An 18,662-nucleotide genomic window follows, 5' to 3' on the forward strand; every position below is an offset into this window, starting at 1 on the left:
GAGCTGCGCGACCAGCCGCAACGCACCCGCGCCCACCGTCCACCCATCACCCCACCGACGAGTAGGCCACAACCCCCCGCAGCAACCCGTCAACAGCCTTGCGGGCACTCTTCCCCACGGTCGAGCCCTCCCCAGGAGACGCCGCCGAGATCTGCCCCAGCACATCGATCACCTGCTTGCACCACCGCACAAAGTCCCCGGCAGGCATCTCCGCCTCCCGCAGCACCTCGTCCAGCCCCTTGCCACTGGCCCACATATAGGCAGCCCAGGCAAAGCCCAGATCGGGTTCGCGCTGCCCGACGCCCTCGGTCTGGGTGATCCGGAAGTCCTCCTCCAGAGCGTCCAGCCGGCCCCAGATCCGCACCATCTCACCCAGCGCGGCCTTGGCCTTGCCCGACGGCAGCTTCGGGGCCATCGCATCGTCCCCGGCCCGCGACTCGAACACCAACGCCGAGACACAGGCGGCCAGTTCGGCCGGGCCGAGCCCCTCCCACACCCGCTCGCGCACGCACTCACTGGCCAGCAGGTCGAGTTCGCCGTACAGCCGCGCGAGGCGCTTTCCGTGCTCGGTCACCTCGTCGCCGCGCAGATAGTCCAGCTCGGTCAGCAGCGCGACGATGCGGTCGAAGGTGCGGGCGATCGTGTTCGTACGGCCTTCGATACGGCGCTCCAGCTGCGAGGTGTCCCGCGTCAGCCGGTGGTAGCGCTCGGCCCAACGGGCGTGGTCCTCACGGTCGTTGCAGCCGTGGCAGGGGTGTGCCCGGATCGCCTTGCGCAGCCGGTCGATCTCCCGGTCGTCCGCGGCCTGGGAACGCCGCTTGCGGTGCCGGTCCGGCGAGATGTGCCCGGCCTTGGTGCGCAGCGCGGACGCCAGGTCCCGACGGGACTGCGGGGAGCGCGGGTTGAAGGACTTCGGGATCCGCATCCGCTCCAACGCCTCGACGGGCACGGGGAAGTCCATCGACGCCAGCCGCTTGACCTGCCGCTCGGCGGTCAGAACCAGCGGGCGCGGCCCGTCATGGTGCTCGAAGCCGCGGTGGCCGTTGGAGCGGCCGGCCGGCAGCCCCGGGTCGAGCACCAGGGCGAGCCCGGCGTACTTGCCGGTCGGCACATGGATGACGTCGCCCGGCTTGAGCTTCTCCAGCGCGACCGCGGCCTCCGCGCGCCGCTCCACCGCCCCCTGCTTGGCCAACTCGTTCTCGCGGTCCTTCAGTTCGCGGCGCAGGCTCGCGTACTCCTCGAAGTCCCCGAGGTGGCAGGTCATGGACTCCTTGTAACCGGCCAGCCCCTCCTCGTTGCGCTGCACCTGACGGGAGATCCCGACGACCGACTTGTCGGCCTGGAACTGCGCGAACGACGTCTCCAGCAGCTCGCGCGAGCGGTGCCGGCCGAACTGATCGACCAGATTGACCGCCATGTTGTACGACGGCTTGAAGCTGGAGCGCAGCGGATAGGTGCGGGTGCCGGCCAGGCCCGCGAGGTGCTCGGGGCTCATGCCGCGCTGCCACAGCACCACGGCGTGGCCCTCGACATCGATGCCGCGGCGGCCCGCCCGACCGGTCAGCTGGGTGTACTCGCCCGGCGTGATGTCGGCGTGCTGCTCGCCGTTCCACTTGACGAGCTTCTCCAACACCACCGACCGGGCGGGCATGTTGATGCCCAGCGCCAGCGTCTCCGTGGCGAACACGGCCTTCACCAGGCCGCGGACGAACAGCTCCTCGACGACCTCCTTGAAGGTCGGCAGCATGCCCGCGTGGTGGGCGGCTATACCGCGCTCCAGGCCCTCCAGCCACTCGTAGTACCCGAGGACGTGCAGATCCTCGGTCGGGATGGACGCGGTGCGCTCCTCGACGAGGGCACGGACCTTCTCCCGTGCCTCCTCGTCGTTCAGCCGCAGTCCCGCGTGCAGGCACTGCTGGACGGCGGCCTCGCAGGCGGCGCGGCTGAAGATGAAGGTGATGGCGGGCAGCAGCCCCTCGGCGTCGAGCCGTTCGATGACTTCGGGCCGCCCCGGCGTCCACACCCGCGAGCGCTGTCTGCGCTCCCGCTCCCGGTCGGCCTCGCGCATGGCGCGGCCACGTCTGCGGTCCTGGTACGACGGCCGCTGGGCCTCCATCCGGGCCAGCCGCGTGAGGTCGGGGTTGACGGCCTTCTTGCTGCCCTCGCCCTCCTCGAACAGGTCGTACATCCGGCGTCCGGCGAGCACGTGCTGGAACAGCGGCACGGGCCGGTGCTCGGAGACGATGACCTCGGTGTCGCCGCGGACGGTGTCGAGCCAGTCGCCGAACTCCTCGGCATTGGACACGGTCGCCGACAGCGAGACGAGGGTGACCGACTCGGGGAGGTGGATGATCACCTCTTCCCATACGGCGCCGCGGAAGCGGTCGGAGAGGTAGTGCACCTCGTCCATGACCACGTAGCCGAGGCCGAGGAGGGTCTGCGACCCGGCGTACAGCATGTTCCGCAGCACCTCGGTCGTCATCACGACCACCGGCGCCTCGGAGTTGATGCTGTTGTCGCCGGTGAGCAGACCGACCATGCCGTCCCCGTAACGGCGGCACAGGTCGGCGTACTTCTGGTTCGACAGCGCCTTGATGGGTGTCGTGTAGAAGCACTTCTTGCCCTGCATCAGGGCGAGGTGGACGGCGAACTCGCCCACGATCGTCTTGCCGGAGCCGGTGGGGGCGGCCACCAGCACGCCCTTCCCCGCTTCGAGTGCCTTGCACGCCTCGATCTGGAAGGGGTCGAGGCCGAAGTCGTACATCTCGCGGAAGGAGGCGAGTGCGGTGGCCTGCTCGGCAGCGCGCGTGCGTGCTGCCGCATACCGCTCGGCCGGTGAGAGGTCCTCTGTCATCGTGCTTTCGAGCGTACCGGGCCCCACTGACAACAGGACGATCATTATCCGGATCGGCGCCCCGTGGACCCGGGAACCGCGCAGCTCACGACCGCGAAGCGGAAGCGGCCGGGTGCGCCCCGTAGGCGCCCCGGCCGCTGTCCCTCGAGATACGTCTCTCAGGTGACGTCGTCGTATCCGTTGACCCGCTCGGTGCTCGCCTGCTCGGGCAGCGCCCGGCTGGCGGAGACGGTCTCGACCTCACCGATGTCCTCGGGGGTCAGGTCCAGGTCGGATGCCTCGTCGTCGGCGGGGCCCATGGCGTCCCGGCGACGCCTGCGGCGGTCGTTCACCAGGGAGACGGAAACCGCGGCGAAGTACAGGATCCAGATCGGACCGGCGAGGGCCATCATCGTCAGCGGGTCCGTGCTCGGCGTCGCGATCGCCGCGAACACGGTGATGCCCATGATCATGCCGCGCCACCAGCCGAGCATGCGCTTGCCGGTGATCGCGCCGGTGAAGTTGAGCATCACCAGCAGCAGGGGCAGCTCGAAGGAGAGGCCGAAGACGATCACCATGCGCGTGACGAGGTCGAGCAGGTCGTCGAGCGGCAGGAGGTTGTCGACGCCGAACGGCGTGAACTCGATCAGGACGTTGGCGGTCTTCGGCAGCACCTTGTAGGCGAAGAAGGCGCCGGCGAGGAAGAGCGGGAAGCCCGTGGCTACGAACGCGTAGGCGTACTTCCTCTCGTGCTTGTGCAGGCCGGGGGCGACGAAGCCCCACAGCTGGTACAACCAGACCGGTGCGGCCAGCACGACACCGGCCGTCAGGGACACCTTCAGCGCCAGCGTGAACGGCGCGAGCAGACCGTTGATCGTGATCTGCGCGCACGGGTTCTCGTCGCGCGCAGTCTTGGCCAGCTCTTCGAACGACTTCGGGCAGCCGACCGAATCGAGGACCGGCTTGGTGAAGAAGTTGATGATGTCCTGATAGAAGAAGGCGGCGACGATCGTGATGACAACGATCGCGAGGAGCGCTTTCGCGAGCCGGTTGCGGAGCTCACGAAGGTGCTCCGCGAGGGGCATCCGCCCCTCGGGATCCTTCTCCTCTTTGCGGGCAGACTTCAGCAACCCACGTTCCCATCTCGTGCGGCGGGCCGGAGATCACCGGCCCTGCGTCAGCGCTTGCTGGTGTCCGTCGGCTCGTTGACCGGGCGCGAGCTGGTCACGTCGCCGGGGGAGGCCTGGATGATGCGCTGGGCGGGGGGCTGCTGGTCGTCGCCGGCATTGTTCGGCGGGTCGGCCGGGGCGGCAGGCTTGCCCTCGTCCTTCATCGCCTTGGCCTCGCTCTTCAGGATCCGGGCGGACTTGCCGAGCGAGCGCGCCATGTCCGGAAGCTTCTTCGCGCCGAACAGCAGGATGATGACGACGAGGATGAGAATGATCTCGGGGGCTCCGAGCCTTCCGAACATAAGTCTTTACCTTCTCACCGAGGCGGCTGGGGTGGGATGCTGTCGGACCGGTCGGACATGTGTCCGAACGATCGCGTTGACAGCGATCGTAACGCTCAGGGGTAAACGTCAGGCAATCCCCGGGCGTACTCCCTGTCCGCGGTCCGGGCCTCGTTCTCCGTCCCGCGACCAGCAGCGTACCTGTCCACGGCGGCAAGTTGACAGGGCGAAGTGGCCCAAAACGCATAGGGCCCAGGACTCACACCCATTCCTTGGGACGGCTAAAGGGAGTCCACAGCCCGGGCCGCGCTCATGCTCGCCCGCTCCAGGTCCTCCGCGGCCCTGCTGATGCGCCGCGCGGAGTCCGTGACCTGCCGGCCGAGGCGCTGCGCCTCCAGGAAGACCCGCACGGCGAGCACACCGAGGACGGCGAGACCCAGGAAACCCACAGCTACCGCGAACATCGGCCAGAACATGAAGGCGAGCCTAGACCGTCCTACAACGTGGAGTGCAGCCGCAGGGTGCTGACCCCGCCGCCGGTCAGCAGCTCGATGACCCGCTCACCGGCCGGCTTGCGCACGGATACGCCGCACTCGGGGCAGGTGAAGGAGTAGAACGTCGTACGGCTGCTCGCGCCGATGGCGAGTCTCAGGGCGCTCGCGGCGAGCTCGAAACGGCCCCGGCAGTCCGGGCAGCCGGCCCGGAATATCACCGGGGCCACGCTTCTCATCCCGGCGAACGCCGACGCCACCGTGATACCCCGCACACCGGACCCGGACGTAGCCGACTCGCTCAAAGCCCTCGCTCCTGCCTGTCGCCCTGCCGTTCCTGAACCGCACCTGCCCCGTGGGACTCCTGCACCTCTGCCCCGTCGTAGGCCGCCAGGGCCTCGCGGGCCGCCTGCCGGGCGCTGTCGGCCAGCTCGGGCGGCGACACGATGTGGCCGTCTCGGCCCAGCCGGAGCGCCAGACGCCGCAGCGACGTCGGGTCGGGGGTGCGCAAGGTGATACGCAGCCCGCCGTCCGCCAGCTCATCCGCGCTGTCGTGCGGGTAGTACTCGGCGACCCAGCGCCCGCCCGGACCGACCTCGACGACGACCTCCGGATCCTCCGCCGCGGGCTGCACCAGCCCCTCGGACAGGTCCCGCAGCTCGACCTCGGGCGGCGCGGCCGGCTCGTCGAGGATCCTGATCTCGGCGACCCGGTCGAGGCGGAAGGTGCGGCGCGCCTCGGAGCGGCGGCACCAGGCCTCGACATAGGTGTGGCCGACGCTGACCAGGCGGATGGGGTCGATCTCGCGCTCGGTGACCTCGTCGCGGGACGGTGAGTAGTAGCGGATCCACAGCCGGCGCCGCTCGGAGATCGCCCGGTCGACGTCCGCGAAGACGCCGCCCTCCGATTCGAAGGTCACCGAAAGCCGGGAGCTGGCGCCGGCCGCCTCACCGGAAGCGGCCTCCACCTTGGCGGTCGCCCGCAGCAGCGCCTGCCGGTCGCCCTCGCGCAGCCCGGGCAGGGTGGAAACGGCGCGGGCCGCCACCAGCAGCGCCGTCGCCTCGTCGGCGGCGATCCGCAGCGGCTCGGCGACGTCGTCGGGGTTGTGCCACCAGATGCGCTCGCCGTCGGTGTCGATGTCGAGCAGATCGCCGCCGCGGAAGCTGGTGCCGCACATGGGCAGCACATCCAGGTCGGAGACCAGCTCGTCCTCGGAGATGCCGAAGGCGCGCGCGACGTCCTCGACGCGGGCGCCGGGGCGCTCCTTCAGATACGTCACCAGGGAGAGCATCCGCCGGGTCTGGTCGATGGCGCTCGTGGGCCTGACCGGTTTGCCTGCCACGTCTCGCTCCGCTCCCCCTCAGCCCTTGGCCACGGCACGCAGCCGGTCCACCACGTCGGCCCGCAGCTCCGCGGGCTCCAGGACCACCACGTCCGGCCCGAACTCCACCAGCCAGGCATCCAGCCCATGGCCGTACGGAATCTCCAACTCGTCCCAGCCGTCGCCGAGTTCCCGCACCGCCGTGGCCTTCGCCCGAAGGGGGTACCCGGCCTCCGCGCGCAGCCGGATCAACGCGGAGCGGTCGGCGTTCTCCCCCGCCCAGCTCGCGACGGTCTCCCGCACGGTGACGACATCGGGGATCTCGGCGGTGAAGCGGCCGCTGCGGCTGCGCACCTTACCGGTGATCCGGGACAGCCGGAACACCCGCTCGGCGCCGCGGTCCCGGTCCCAGCCCGCCAGATACCAGTGGCCGCGCCAGCACTCCAGCGCCCACGGCTCGACATGCCGCGTCTCGGGACGGGCGGCGGTGGCCTTGCGGTAGTCGAAGACGACCGGGCGGCGGTCCCGACAGGCCAGCATCAGCGGCTCGAACGCCGCCTCGTGCACGGGGATACGGGGCTCCAGCGCACTGTGCGCCTCGTACGGGTCGACGTCCTCCGGCAGGCCTGCCGCGCGCAGTTTCTGCAGGGCGCCGCTGGCCGCGCCCGCGAGCCGGGCCTGCTGCCACACCTTGGCGGCCAGACCCAGTGCCGCGGCCTCTTCGGCGTCCAGGGTGATCGGCGGGAGGCGGTTGCTGTCGCGGCGGGCCAGATAGCCGACGTCGCCGTCGAGGTTCTCCACCGTCTCGATGACCAGGCCGAGCTCGCGCAGATCGTCCTTGTCGCGCTCGAACATCCGGTTGAAGGAGTCGTCGCTGCCCGCTTCGAGATAGGCCTCGATGGACTCACGCAGCTCGCGCTTGCTCAGCGGCCGCCGCGTCCCGAGCAGACACAGCGCCAGGTTCATGAGCCGCTCGGCCTTGGCAATGGCCATCGACGCCCTTCGCCTTCCCTATGGTGCTTACGAGCGTTGACCGTACCGCTCCGAAGTGGCCCGGCAAAAGCCGAGGCCCATGCCCGCACAGGCATGGGCCCCAGGTAGTCGGCTCCGGTCGCCCGCCGATCACAGGCGGCGATCGGACGCGACGATCAGACGCCGAGCAGGTCGACCACGAAGATCAGCGTCTCACCGGGCTTGATCGCCGGGGTGGGGCTCTGGTTGCCGTAGGCGAGGTGCGCCGGGATGGTCAGCTGGCGACGGCCGCCGACCTTCATGCCCTGCACGCCCTGGTCCCAGCCCTTGATGACACGGCCGCCACCGAGCGGGAAGCGGAACGGCGTCCCGCGGTTCCAGCTGGCGTCGAACTCCTCACCGGAGCTGAAGGCCACGCCCACGTAGTGGACGGTGACGGTCTGGCCCGCCTGCGCAACCGCGCCGTCGCCCTCCCAGATGTCCTTGATCTCGAGGTCCTTCGGCGGCTCGCCGCCCGGGAAGTCGATCTCGGGCTTGTCGATGCTCACGTCTTACGCTCCATGCTTGTTGTGGAAAGGCAACGGCCTCAGTCTTTCATCACCTCGGCCGGGGTCACATCTTGGCCAGGATGTCCACGGTGAAGACCAGCGTGGCTCCCTTGGCGATGCCGCTGTCCTGCGGCGGGGTGTCGCCGTAGCCCAGGTCCGGCGGAATGACGATCAGCACACGGCTGCCGACCTTCTTGCCGGTCAGCCCCTGCGACCAGCCCTTGACGACCTGCTGGAGCGAGAACGACACCAGCTGCTCCTTGGCGTACGTCGAGTCGAACTCCTTGCCGGTGTCCCACTGCACGCCCTTGTACTGGACCAGCACCGTGCTCTCGGCGGCGAGCTTGTCGCCGTCGCCCTCCAGGACGTAGTTCGCCACCAGCTTCTTCGGCGGGTCCGTCTTGGGGATCTCGATGGAGGGAGCCTTGCCGTCGGTGTTGGTGCCCACCTTCGGCAGGTCGACGTTGTCCTGGGCGACCTCGGTGCCCTTGGCGGAGCTCTTGCCGTTGAACGTGTCCTGGATGTCGACCACGAACACCAGCGTGTCGGTGCCCTTGATCCCCGCCTGCTCGTTGCCCTGCTCGCCGTAGCCCCAGGTCGGCGGGATGGCCATCTCCACGCGGCTGTTGACCTTCTTGCCCGTCAGCCCGTACCGCCAGCCGTCGATGATGCGGCCCTGGGAGAGCTGGAAGAACGCGGGCGCGCCCCGGTCGTAGGAGTTGTCGAAGACCTTGGCGGTGGCCCAGATCTGGCCGAGGTAGTTGGCGAGGACCCAGTCGTTCTCGGCGACCGGCTTGCCGTTGCCCGCGATGACCGTCTTCACGGCGAGGTCCTTCGACGGCTCGCCGCTGCCCTTGGCGACCGTGGGCTTCTGGTCGAACTTCGTGCCCGCCGTGATCGCCGGCAGCGGACCGTCCACGATCTTCGGCGACGGCGCGGCCGACGGCTCGGGGTTGGACGGCGACGCGCTGTCGCTTCCCTGGCTCGAATCGGTCCCGTCGTCGTCCCCGCATCCGGCGAGCGTGACCAGTCCGGCGGGTACGGCGATGAGAAGTGAGCGTCGGCGCACGGTGGGGGCCTCATAATCGGTCGATCTTGTGGATGGCGTGCGCGCAACTCTACGACGTGAGAAGGGCGCCGTACGGGAAACGTACGGCGCCCGTGTTGCGTTCCGGCCGGATGTGACGGCCGTTGGATGTCGGACCGATCGGAACGCGTCGCTCACATACCGGCGATGAGTTTCTCCACCCGGTCGTCCACGGAACGGAACGGGTCCTTGCACAGAACCGTGCGCTGCGCCTGGTCATTGAGCTTCAGGTGCACCCAGTCAACAGTGAAGTCACGGCGCTGTTCCTGGGCCCTGCGGATGAAATCGCCGCGCAGCCGGGCCCGAGTGGTCTGCGGCGGAACGGACTTGCCTTCGAAGATCTTCAAGTCGTTGCAGATACGCGCCGCTTGACCCTTCTTCTCCAGCAGGTAGTACAGGCCACGACGCCGGTGGATGTCGTGGTAGGCGAGGTCTATCTGCGCGACCCGCGGATGCGACATGGTCATGTTGTGCTTGGCCCGGTACCGCTCGATGAGCTGGTACTTCATGACCCAGTCGATCTCGGTGCCGATGCGGTCGAGGTCCTCGGACTCGATCGAATCCAGCGTGCGGCCCCACAGCTCCAGGACCTGCTCGACGACGCCCGTGCGAATTCCGCGACGCTCGCAGAAGTCCACGGCCTTCTCGTAGTACTCGCGCTGCACCTCCAGGGCGGAGGCCTCGCGGCCGCTGGCCAGGCGCACCTTGCGCCGGCCGGTGATGTCGTGGCTGACCTCGCGGATCGCCCGGATCGGGTTCTCCAGGGTCAGGTCGCGCATCACCGTGCCCGCCTCGATCATGCGCAGCACCAGATCGGTCGCGCCGACCTTCAGCAGCATCGTCGTCTCGGACATGTTCGAGTCGCCCACGATGACGTGCAGCCGGCGGTAGCGCTCCGCGTCGGCGTGCGGCTCGTCGCGTGTGTTGATGATCGGCCGGGAGCGGGTCGTCGCCGAGGAGACGCCCTCCCAGATGTGCTCGGCCCGCTGGCTGACGCAGTACACCGCGCCCCGCGGGGTCTGCAGCACCTTGCCGGCGCCACAGAGAAGCTGCCTGGTGACCAGGAACGGAATGAGGATGTCCGCGAGCCGGGAGAACTCCCCGTGACGCGCCACGAGATAGTTCTCATGGCAACCGTAGGAGTTGCCCGCCGAGTCGGTGTTGTTCTTGAAGAGGTAGACGTCGCCCGCGATTCCTTCCTCGTGCAGGCGTCGTTCGGCGTCCACCAGGAGTCCTTCGAGAATGCGCTCGCCCGCTTTGTCGTGGGTGACCAGTTCGGTCACGTTGTCGCATTCCGGTGTCGCGTATTCCGGATGCGATCCCACGTCTAGATAGAGGCGGGCGCCGTTTCGAAGAAAGACATTGCTGCTGCGGCCCCATGACACGACACGGCGGAAGAGGTACCGCGCCACCTCGTCAGGCGACAGGCGGCGCTGTCCCCTGAACGTGCACGTGACGCCGTACTCGTTCTCCAGCCCGAAAATGCGGCGGTCCATGACTGAACATTACGCCCGATCCCCTGAGCTGAAACGGGGTTCGACGGCACGGTTTGGATCATTTTCCGATGAAGCCGCAACCACCGCACCCCTGCCGGGAGCTGCGAGGACCCGTCCCGTGGCCATCAGGACCAGCAACGACACGGCCCCCGCGCCACCCGGCACGGCGAACCCCCAGAAGGCCCCGCCCGCCTCGACCACCGGCCCCGCGAGGCCCGTTCCGACCGACGCGCCCACCGTGAACGTCGTCACCAGCCAGGAGAACGCCTCGGTGACCGTCCCCCGCGGCGCGTGCCGGTCGACCAGCACGAACGCACATGCGATGCACGGCGCGAGGAACACCCCGGCGAGTACCGCCAGCAGTGTCATGGCGACCGCTCCCGGCATCAGCATCAGCGGCAGGTAACACACCGCCAGAAGCGCCACCAGCAGCCGCAGTCGCCGCGCCGGCTCGCCGCTCCACTGCCGCGCCCCGTACACCGTGCCACCGACCAGCGCGCCGAGCCCGAGGCCCGCCATCAGCCAGCCGTACACCACGTCACCGCCGTGGTCGTCGGCGTACGACACCGCCGCCACCGCGATGGACCCCATCGCCACGCCGACGAACAGGAAGGACGCCAGCAGCGCCAGCAGCCCCGCCGAGCGCAGCGCCCCCAGCCAGTGCGCCTCGCGCGGCGCCGAGCGCCACGCGCGCGAGGGCGGCGACACGACCACGGACAGGGCGCCCAGCACCCCGATGACGTTCAGTACGAGCAGCGCCGCCTGCGCCGACCACAGCGACGCGCACAGCGTCAGCAGCAACGGGCCCAGGGTGAACATGACTTCCTGCGCCACCGCGTCCATCGCGTACGCCGTGTGCACCTGGCCGTCCTTGTGCAGGACCGACGACCACAGCGCCCGCAGACCGCCCTCCAGAGGCGGCGTGAACAGGCCTGCGGCCGCCACCGAGGCATAGGCGAGGGCCAGCGGATCGATGCCCACGAAGGCGAACGCGGCCATCGCGAGCGCCGAGGCGACCGCGGCCGGCAGCTGCACCCGCGGTTGCCCGTGCACGTCCACCAGCCGCCCCAGCAGCGGCTGACCCACCGCGTTGGCGACCCCGTAAACGGCCGCCAGCCCACCGGCCAAGGTGTAGGAGCCGCCCTCCGCGCGCACGAACAGCAGGATCGCGAGAGCGGCCACGGCGTTCGGCAGCCGCCCTATGAGCGTGCCGACGAGCAGCCGGGCGGCATGCCTCGCCCTGAGGATCTCCACGTAAGCGCCGGTCATCGGCCGCGCCGCCCTCCGCTGAAGTTTTACGTATAACGTCCTTCGTCATACGTACCATGTGCGCTGTTCACGAGTCCAGGCAAAGGAGGAGGCGGAAGGTGGCACACGGCAGCACCCGCCCCACCAGCCGGGACGTCGCCCAGGCCGCGGGCGTGTCCCAGGCCACGGTTTCCCTCGTCCTCGGCGACAAATGGCGCGGCCGCGTCGCCGAGGCCACGGCCGAACGCGTACGGCAGGCAGCGCGCGAGCTCGGCTACCGGCCCAACCTCGCCGCCCGCAACCTGCGCCTCGGCCACACCCGCACCGTACTCCTGGTGGTACCCGCGCTCACCACCGAATTCTTCGCCGGCGTCTACACCGGCGCCGCCCGCGTCGCCGCCCGCAGCGGCTTCGGCGTAGTCCTCTACCCCTCCCCCGAAGGCATCGGCCCCGCCCGCAACCCCTTCGCCTCCGCCCAGGCCGCCCTCGACGGCGTCATCGCCTCCTCCATGGCCGCGGACGCCCTCACCGCCATCCGGGGCGACCAGCTCCCCCTCGTCATGCTCGACAGCGACCCGGGCGGCAGCCTCGGCGCCGCCACCGTGAACCTGGACATCGCCGACGGCGTCCGCCAGGTCACCGACCACCTGCTGGGCCTCGGGCACCGCCGCTTCCTGCACCTCGCGGCCGACATCGCGTCCTGGACCTTCGAAGTACGCGCACACGAACTGAGCACCCGGCTCGCCCGGACACCCGGCACCTCACTGCGGACCGTCCGCGCCCCCATCTCCATCGACGGCGCCCGCACCGCCGCCGAGACCGCGCTCGCCGCCGAGGGCCCCCGCCCCACCGCGATCATCTGCGACGACGACAAGCTCGCCGCCGGCGCCTACAAGGCGCTTCGCCGCCTCGGCCTGCGCATCCCGGACGACATCTCCGTCACCGGTCTCGACGACCTCGCCCTCGCCACCGCCATCGACCCCGAGCTCACCACCGTCCGACTGGACGCCGAGCTCTTCGGTGAACGCGGGATGCAGGCTCTCCTGGCCGTCCTGGAAGGCCGCGAGCCCGAAGAGGGCGACATTCCGGTCCAGCTCGTCGTACGAGGCTCCACAGCCCCGCCCAGCACCCCCTGACGGCCCTCATGAACGCCCTGTGCCCCGGCCGAGTGTCGGCCGAGGCACAGTACGGGCGGGGTGAGGCGGAAACCTGGGACTACTCCTCGGAGGCGCCGGACTCCTCGGAGGACTCGTCGTCGGCGCTCTCGGCCTCGGTGGTCGCCCCTCCGGCCTCCAGCAGCCGGGTGAGCTGAGGGCCGACGATGCGCCTGAACTTGCGCGACTGCGGACGCGTACGGTCCAGCACCGCGACCTCCAGGCGCTCCGCGGGAATCTCCCGCTGAGTGCCGTTCGACTCACGTGACAGCGCCTGCACGGCCAGCTCCAGGGCCTCGGCGAGGCTCATGCCGTCCTGATGGCGCTGATCCAGATAGTTGCTGATCAGCTCCGCATTGCCGCCGACCGCGACCGAACCGTGCTCATCCACGATCGACCCGTCATGCGGGAGCCGGTAGATCTGATCACCCTCCGGCGTCACGCCCACCTCGGCGACGACCAACTCCACCTCATACGGCTTCTCGGCCGCGGAGGAGAAGATCGTGCCCAGCGTCTGGGCGTAGACGTTGGCCAGACCACGGGCGGTCACATCATCACGGTCATAGGTGTAACCACGAAGATCGGCGTATCGCACGCCGCCGATCCGCAGGTTCTCGTACTCGTTGTACTTGCCGGCCGCCGCGAAGCCGATCCGGTCGTAGATCTCGCTGAACTTGTGCAGCGCACGGGACGGGTTCTCGCCGACGAACACGATGCCGTCGGCATACTGCAGCACGACCAGGCTGCGACCACGGGCGATGCCCTTGCGGGCGTACTCCGCCCGGTCGGCCATGGCCTGCTGGGGTGAGACATAGAACGGCGTCGACACCGGTTATCCGTCCCTTTCTGTCGAAGTCACAGGATCACCTTGATAAGACGGAACGACCGCTACAGCAGTGCGGCCCGCGGGCCGTCGGGCTGCTCCAGACGCCGCTCCAGGATCGAACGGGCGATCTCGGAGGACTCGTCATCGCCCAGCCGACGGAAACCGTCCTCGGTGATCACGGTGACGATCGGGTAGATCCGGCGGGCGACATCGGGACCACCGGTCGCCGAGTCGTCGTCAGCCGCGTCGTACAGGGCCTGCACCACGAGCGTCGTGGCATCGGCCTCGCTCAGATCGTCACGGAAGAGCTTCTTCATGGCGCCACGCGCGAAGATCGAACCGGAGCCGGTGGCGGCGAAGCCATGCTCCTCGGAACGACCACCGGTGACGTCGTAGGAGAAGATCCGCCCCCTGTCCCGGTCCACGTCGAACCCCGCGAACAGCGGAACCACGGCCAGCCCCTGCATCGCCATGCCCAGGTTGGACCGAATCATGGTCGACAGCCGGTTCGCCTTGCCCTCCAGCGACAGCTGAGCGCCCTCGACCTTCTCGAAGTGCTCCAGCTCCAGCTGGAAGAGCTTGACCATCTCGACGGCCAGACCGGCGGTGCCGGCGATGCCGACCGCCGAGTACTCGTCGGCCGGGAACACCTTCTCGATGTCGCGCTGAGCGATGATGTTCCCCATGGTGGCGCGACGGTCACCGGCCAGCACGACGCCGCCGGGGAACGTCACGGCCACGATGGTCGTGCCGTGCGGCGCCTCGATCACGCCCTGTGTGGGCGGCAGTTGGCGGTTGCCGGGCAGGATCTCCGGCTGATGCTCGGAGAGAAAGTCCATGAACGAGGACGACCCGGGCGTCAGGAAGGCAGCCGGTAGACGCCCGGTGCTACGAGTGTTGGCTTCCACGCGATTCCTTCCAAGTAAGCGGCGGCCCGGCGGACGGCGTCGGGATTCTCTCCCAACTTGCCGATGGCCGAATTGCAGTTGAAGCACATTACGCCACGGACCCTACCCGTCTTTGGGCAGTGATCCACATGAACGGGCGGAGCCTTGCGACCGCAGGCCGACGGGGGTCGTGCGCCCGGCCGCGAAGGCTGCGCGCGGCTTGAACCCACCGCACCGCGCGCAGCGCTTCATCTCCGCATCGCCGGCCACCACGCCACCCCGTTCACCTTCAGATCGAAGGATCAAGCGGCCTACTGGCCGCCCTTTTGAACGAAGGACCGCACGAAGTCCTCGGCGTTCTCCTCGAGGACATCGTCGATCTCGTCCAGTACCGAGTCGACGTCATCGCTCAGCTTCTCCTGGCGCTCCTTCAGGTCCTCGGAAGCCTGCGTCTCCGCCGCCTGCTCCTCGACCTCTTCAGTAGAGCGCGTGGCCTTCTGCTGTCCGCCGCCGGTGTCCTTGGTTGCCATATCCCTCACCCCGCTCATTTCGCCCGACATGGTCGGCAGGTCGGCTTTCCTGCCGATCGGTGATGATCAGACCCTACAAGCCGGGTCTGACATCGGCCCCGCAGTATCTCCAACGTACGGGGGCCATCTCGATGATTCCCGGACGCCGGGTTTTCCACCCTGCCCGGCCGGCGTCCGGCCGACACCTGCCGAGCGCTCTCAGTTGCCTGACAGGACCCTGACCAGGTCTTCTGCGGTGCGGCAGCGGTCCAGGAGCTCCTTGACGTGATTTCGCGTTCCGCGAAGCGGTTCGAGGGTTGGAACGCGCTGGAGGGAGTCCCGGCCCGGGAGATCGAAAATGACCGAGTCCCAGGACGCCGCGGCGACGTCGTCGGCGTACTGCTCCAGGCAGCGGCCGCGGAAGTACGCCCTGGTGTCCTCCGGCGGCTTCGCCTTCGCCCGCTCCACGGTTTCCTCGTCCAGCAGGCGCTGCATGCGGCCGCGGGCCGCCAGACGGTTGTAGAGGCCCTTCTCGGGGCGCACGTCGGCGTACTGGAGGTCGACGAGGTGGAGCCTGGCGGCGTCCCAGTCGAGGTCGTCGCGGCGGCGGTAGCCCTCCATGAGCTCTCGCTTGGCAACCCAGTCCAGTTCCCTGGAAAGGCTCATCGGGTCGTTCTCGAGGCGGTTCAGGGTGTCTTCCCAGCGGGACAGGACGTCCTTGGTCTGTTCGTCGACGTCGGCCCCGAAGCGTTCCTCGACGTATTTGCGCGACAGCTCGTAGTACTCCATCTGGAGCTGGACCGCGGTCAACGTGCGGCCGCTACGCAGCGTGACCAGGCGCTTCAGGGACGGGTCGTGGGAGACCTGGTGCAGTGTGCGTACGGGCTGGTCGACGGCGAGATCGACCGCGATGAAACCGTCCTCGATCATGGACAGGACCAGGGCCGTCGTGCCCAGCTTGAGGTAGGTCGAGATCTCGGACAGGTTGGCGTCGCCGATGATCACGTGGAGGCGACGGTACTTCTCGGCGTCGGCGTGCGGCTCGTCGCGGGTGTTGATGATCGGGCGCTTGAGGGTGGTCTCGAGCCCTACCTCGACCTCGAAGTAGTCCGCGCGCTGGCTGAGCTGGAAGCCGTGTTCGTGGCCGTCCTGACCGATGCCGACACGGCCCGCTCCGGCGAAGACCTGGCGGGAGACGAAGAAGGGGGTGAGGTGGCGCACGATGTCGGAGAAGGGGGTTTCCCGCTTCATCAGGTAGTTCTCGTGCGTGCCGTAGGAGGCACCCTTGTTGTCGGTGTTGTTCTTGTAGAGGTGGATGGGCTGGGCACCGGGCAGCTGGGCGGCGCGTTCGGCGGCTTCGGCCATGATCCGTTCGCCGGCCTTGTCCCAGAGCACTGCGTCGCGCGGGTTGGTGACCTCGGGCGAGCTGTATTCGGGGTGGGCGTGGTCGACGTAGAGTCGCGCTCCGTTGGTGAGGATGACGTTGGCCAGGCCGATGTCCTCGTCGGTGAGCTGGCTGGCGTCGGCGGCCTCGCGGGCGAGGTCGAAGCCTCGCGCGTCCCGCAGCGGATTCTCCTCCTCGAAGTCCCAGCGGGCCCGGCGGGCCCGGTGCATCGCCGCCGCGTAGGCGTTGACGATCTGGGATGAGGTGAGCATGGCATTGGCGTTGGGGTGGCCGGGGACGGAGATCCCGTACTCCGTCTCAATGCCCATTACTCGCCGTACGGTCATGCGGCCCTCCTTGCCCGGCGGCACCCTCGGTCGTGGGCGCCGCACAAGTACCGCTGGCGCTCGGTTGCGTGTGCGGTGCCCGTCCCCGCACTGCGCGACTCGGCGGTACGGAAGAGCCTAGAGCGCCTTTGCCCTGGTGGGGAGATCATTTGCGTCATTGCCTTGCACGCCTTGTGGTCCGGTTGTGGCCGGAAAAACAGTGGGCTGCGGGTACCCGGTGAGGGCACCCGCAGCCGCCCTGGGTTTTACAGGTACTGTCCGGTGTTTGCCACCGTGTCGATGGAGCGTCCGGTGTCGGCGCCCTGCTTTCCGGTGATGAGGGTGCGGATGTAAACGATCCGCTCGCCCTTCTTTCCGGAGATCCGGGCCCAGTCGTCCGGGTTGGTGGTGTTGGGCAGGTCCTCGTTCTCCTTGAACTCGTCCACGCATGCCTGGAGGAGGTGGGAGACGCGAAGGCCCTTTTGCTTGTGCTCCAGGAAGTCCTTGATCGCCATTTTCTTGGCGCGGCCCACGATGTTCTCGATCATGGCGCCGGAGTTGAAGTCCTTGAAGTAGAGGACTTCCTTGTCGCCGTTGGCGTAGGTGACTTCCAGGAAGCGGTTTTCCTCGGATTCGGCGTACATCTGCTCCACGGCGGTCTGGATCATGCTCTGGACCGTCATTCCCTTGTCGCCGCTGTGCTCGCCGACGTCCTCGGGGTGGAGCGGGAGACGCTGGGTGAGGTACTTGCCGAAGATGTCCTTGGCGGCCTCGGCGTCGGGACGCTCGATCTTGATCTTCACGTCCAGGCGGCCGGGGCGCAGGATGGCGGGGTCGATCATGTCCTCGCGGTTGGAGGCGCCGATCACGACCACGTTCTGCAGGCCCTCGACACCGTCGATCTCGGCGAGGAGCTGCGGGACGATGGTGTTCTCCACGTCCGAGCTGACGCCGGAGCCACGGGTACGGAACAGGGACTCCATCTCGTCGAAGAAGACGATGACGGGTGTGCCCTCGCTGGCCTTCTCACGTGCACGCTGGAAGACGAGGCGGATCTGCCGCTCGGTCTCACCGACGTACTTGTTCAGGAGCTCGGGGCCCTTGATGTTGAGGAAGAAGCTCTTGCCGGAGGCTTGGCCGGTGACCTCGGCGACCTTCTTGGCCAGCGAGTTGGCGACGGCCTTGGCGATGAGCGTCTTGCCGCATCCAGGGGGCCCGTACAGAAGGACGCCCTTGGGCGGCCGCAGTTCGTGCTCCTTGAACAGGTCCGGGTAAAGGTAGGGGAGCTCGACAGCGTCCCGGATCATCTCGATCTGGTTGCCGAGGCCGCCGATCGATTCGTAGCCGATGTCCGGTACTTCTTCGAGGACGAGTTCCTCGACCTCGCTCTTGGGGACGATTTCATAGACATAGCCGGAGCGGGGTTCGAGCAGGAGGGCGTCGCCGGGGCGGATGGTGACGTCCAGCAGCGGCTCGGCGAGCCGTACCACCCGTTCCTCGTCGGTGTGCCCGAGCACCAGGGCGCGTTCGCCGTCCTCGAGGATCTCCTTGAGGGTGACGATGTCCCCGACGCGCTCGAATTTCATGGCTTCGACCACGTTGAGCGCTTCGTTGAGCATCAGTTCCTGGCCGCGCCGGAGCTCGTCGAGTTCGACGCTCGGGCTGACGTTCACGCGGAGTTTGCGGCCGCCGGTGAAGATGTCGGCAGTGCCGTCCTCGTTCGCCGTGAGGAAGACTCCGAAGCCGGCCGGGGGCTGTGCGAGCCGGTCGACTTCTTCCTTGAGGGCCACGATCTGGTCGCGGGCCTCACGGAGCGTGTTGGCGAGTCGCTCATTCTGTGCGGACACGCCGGCCAGATTGGTCTGCAACTCGACGATCCGCTCTTCGAGGATCCTCGTGTGTCGCGGAGAGTCGGCGAGCTTGCGTCGCAGGACGGCGATCTCCTGCTCAAGGTAGGCGATCTGCCCGGCCGGGTCGTCGGACCCTCGTCCCGGGCGGATGCCGCGGTTCATGTCGTCGTCGTGGGCTGCCACGGTCCTCACCTCCTCCAAGGGGAGCTGGACGCTTCCAGACCCTACCTGGGTGGGTGTCGATTGAAACCCCTAGATCACAAAGACGGTCGGGGTGTGT

Annotated in this window: 17 protein-coding genes and 1 pseudogene; 1 reads left to right on the plus strand and 17 read right to left on the minus strand. The window is 68.4% G+C overall.

Annotated features, from left to right (window positions below):
* Nucleotides 1-46: 46 nt before the first annotated feature.
* From OG254_RS10195 to OG254_RS10245, 11 genes are all read right to left on the minus strand, one after another.
* Nucleotides 47-2,899, minus strand: a complete 2,853-nt coding sequence (locus OG254_RS10195; RefSeq protein WP_405579712.1) for a DEAD/DEAH box helicase — start codon at nucleotides 2,897-2,899, stop codon at nucleotides 47-49.
* A 113-nt stretch (nucleotides 2,900-3,012) separates the two neighbouring features.
* Complete coding sequence (gene tatC, locus OG254_RS10200; protein WP_405579714.1) at nucleotides 3,013-3,963, minus strand: twin-arginine translocase subunit TatC; 951 nt, start codon at nucleotides 3,961-3,963, stop codon at nucleotides 3,013-3,015.
* Between the two features lie 47 nt (nucleotides 3,964-4,010).
* Complete coding sequence (gene tatA / locus OG254_RS10205; protein ID WP_351198348.1) at nucleotides 4,011-4,304, minus strand: Sec-independent protein translocase subunit TatA; 294 nt, start codon at nucleotides 4,302-4,304, stop codon at nucleotides 4,011-4,013.
* Nucleotides 4,305-4,564: 260 nt separating this feature from the next.
* Nucleotides 4,565-4,759 (minus strand): hypothetical protein, encoded by a 195-nt coding sequence (locus tag OG254_RS10210; RefSeq protein WP_128427945.1) that lies wholly within the window; start codon nucleotides 4,757-4,759, stop codon nucleotides 4,565-4,567.
* 20 nt (nucleotides 4,760-4,779) lie between these two features.
* A complete protein-coding gene (locus tag OG254_RS10215; RefSeq protein WP_405579718.1) occupies nucleotides 4,780-5,079 on the minus strand; it encodes a hypothetical protein in 300 nt (99 codons plus the stop codon).
* Nucleotides 5,076-6,116 carry a helix-turn-helix transcriptional regulator gene (locus OG254_RS10220; RefSeq protein ID WP_405579720.1) on the minus strand — a complete coding sequence of 347 codons (1,041 nt, stop codon included), beginning with the start codon at nucleotides 6,114-6,116 and terminating at the stop codon, nucleotides 5,076-5,078. Before OG254_RS10220 ends, OG254_RS10215 begins: the two co-directional genes overlap by 4 nt.
* An 18-nt stretch (nucleotides 6,117-6,134) precedes the next feature.
* Complete coding sequence (locus OG254_RS10225) at nucleotides 6,135-7,088, minus strand: helix-turn-helix transcriptional regulator (RefSeq protein WP_405579722.1); 954 nt, start codon at nucleotides 7,086-7,088, stop codon at nucleotides 6,135-6,137.
* Nucleotides 7,089-7,243: 155 nt separating this feature from the next.
* The gene (locus OG254_RS10230; RefSeq protein WP_351198358.1) at nucleotides 7,244-7,615 is read right to left on the minus strand and encodes an FKBP-type peptidyl-prolyl cis-trans isomerase; all 372 of its coding nucleotides are present in this window, start codon (nucleotides 7,613-7,615) and stop codon (nucleotides 7,244-7,246) included.
* Between the two features lie 64 nt (nucleotides 7,616-7,679).
* Nucleotides 7,680-8,684, minus strand: a complete 1,005-nt coding sequence (locus OG254_RS10235) for an FKBP-type peptidyl-prolyl cis-trans isomerase (protein ID WP_405579725.1) — start codon at nucleotides 8,682-8,684, stop codon at nucleotides 7,680-7,682.
* 152 nt (nucleotides 8,685-8,836) lie between these two features.
* Nucleotides 8,837-10,198, minus strand: a complete 1,362-nt coding sequence (gene pafA / locus OG254_RS10240) for a Pup--protein ligase (protein WP_405579728.1) — start codon at nucleotides 10,196-10,198, stop codon at nucleotides 8,837-8,839.
* Nucleotides 10,199-10,207: 9 nt separating this feature from the next.
* Entirely contained in the window at nucleotides 10,208-11,467 is a 1,260-nt protein-coding gene (locus OG254_RS10245) for an MFS transporter (RefSeq protein WP_405579731.1), read from the minus strand.
* Nucleotides 11,468-11,565: 98 nt separating this feature from the next.
* Between OG254_RS10245 and OG254_RS10250 the strand changes: the two genes are divergently transcribed.
* Nucleotides 11,566-12,582 (plus strand): LacI family DNA-binding transcriptional regulator, encoded by a 1,017-nt coding sequence (locus OG254_RS10250; protein WP_405579733.1) that lies wholly within the window; start codon nucleotides 11,566-11,568, stop codon nucleotides 12,580-12,582.
* A gap of 79 nt (nucleotides 12,583-12,661) precedes the next feature.
* On the opposite strand, the gene prcA is transcribed toward OG254_RS10250, so the two are convergent.
* The 6 genes and pseudogenes from prcA to arc form a co-directional block, all read right to left on the minus strand.
* Entirely contained in the window at nucleotides 12,662-13,429 is a 768-nt protein-coding gene (gene prcA / locus OG254_RS10255; protein WP_405579736.1) for a proteasome subunit alpha, read from the minus strand.
* 59 nt (nucleotides 13,430-13,488) lie between these two features.
* Nucleotides 13,489-14,334 (minus strand): proteasome subunit beta, encoded by an 846-nt coding sequence (gene prcB / locus OG254_RS10260; RefSeq protein ID WP_351198367.1) that lies wholly within the window; start codon nucleotides 14,332-14,334, stop codon nucleotides 13,489-13,491.
* Nucleotides 14,286-14,480 (minus strand): annotated as a pseudogene (locus OG254_RS10265) (endonuclease domain-containing protein); the annotation flags it as partial. The gene prcB and the pseudogene OG254_RS10265, both read right to left, overlap by 49 nt.
* Before the next feature lie 144 nt (nucleotides 14,481-14,624).
* Nucleotides 14,625-14,843 carry a ubiquitin-like protein Pup gene (locus tag OG254_RS10270; protein WP_019757212.1) on the minus strand — a complete coding sequence of 73 codons (219 nt, stop codon included), beginning with the start codon at nucleotides 14,841-14,843 and terminating at the stop codon, nucleotides 14,625-14,627.
* A gap of 198 nt (nucleotides 14,844-15,041) precedes the next feature.
* A complete protein-coding gene (gene dop, locus OG254_RS10275; RefSeq protein WP_405579740.1) occupies nucleotides 15,042-16,553 on the minus strand; it encodes a depupylase/deamidase Dop in 1,512 nt (503 codons plus the stop codon).
* 245 nt (nucleotides 16,554-16,798) lie between these two features.
* Nucleotides 16,799-18,565, minus strand: coding sequence for a proteasome ATPase (arc, locus tag OG254_RS10280; RefSeq protein ID WP_405579743.1), 1,767 nt, complete (start codon nucleotides 18,563-18,565; stop codon nucleotides 16,799-16,801).
* Nucleotides 18,566-18,662: the final 97 nt, after the last annotated feature.

This window comes from Streptomyces sp. NBC_01092, assembly GCF_045039535.1.
Taxonomy (GTDB): domain Bacteria; phylum Actinomycetota; class Actinomycetes; order Streptomycetales; family Streptomycetaceae; genus Streptomyces.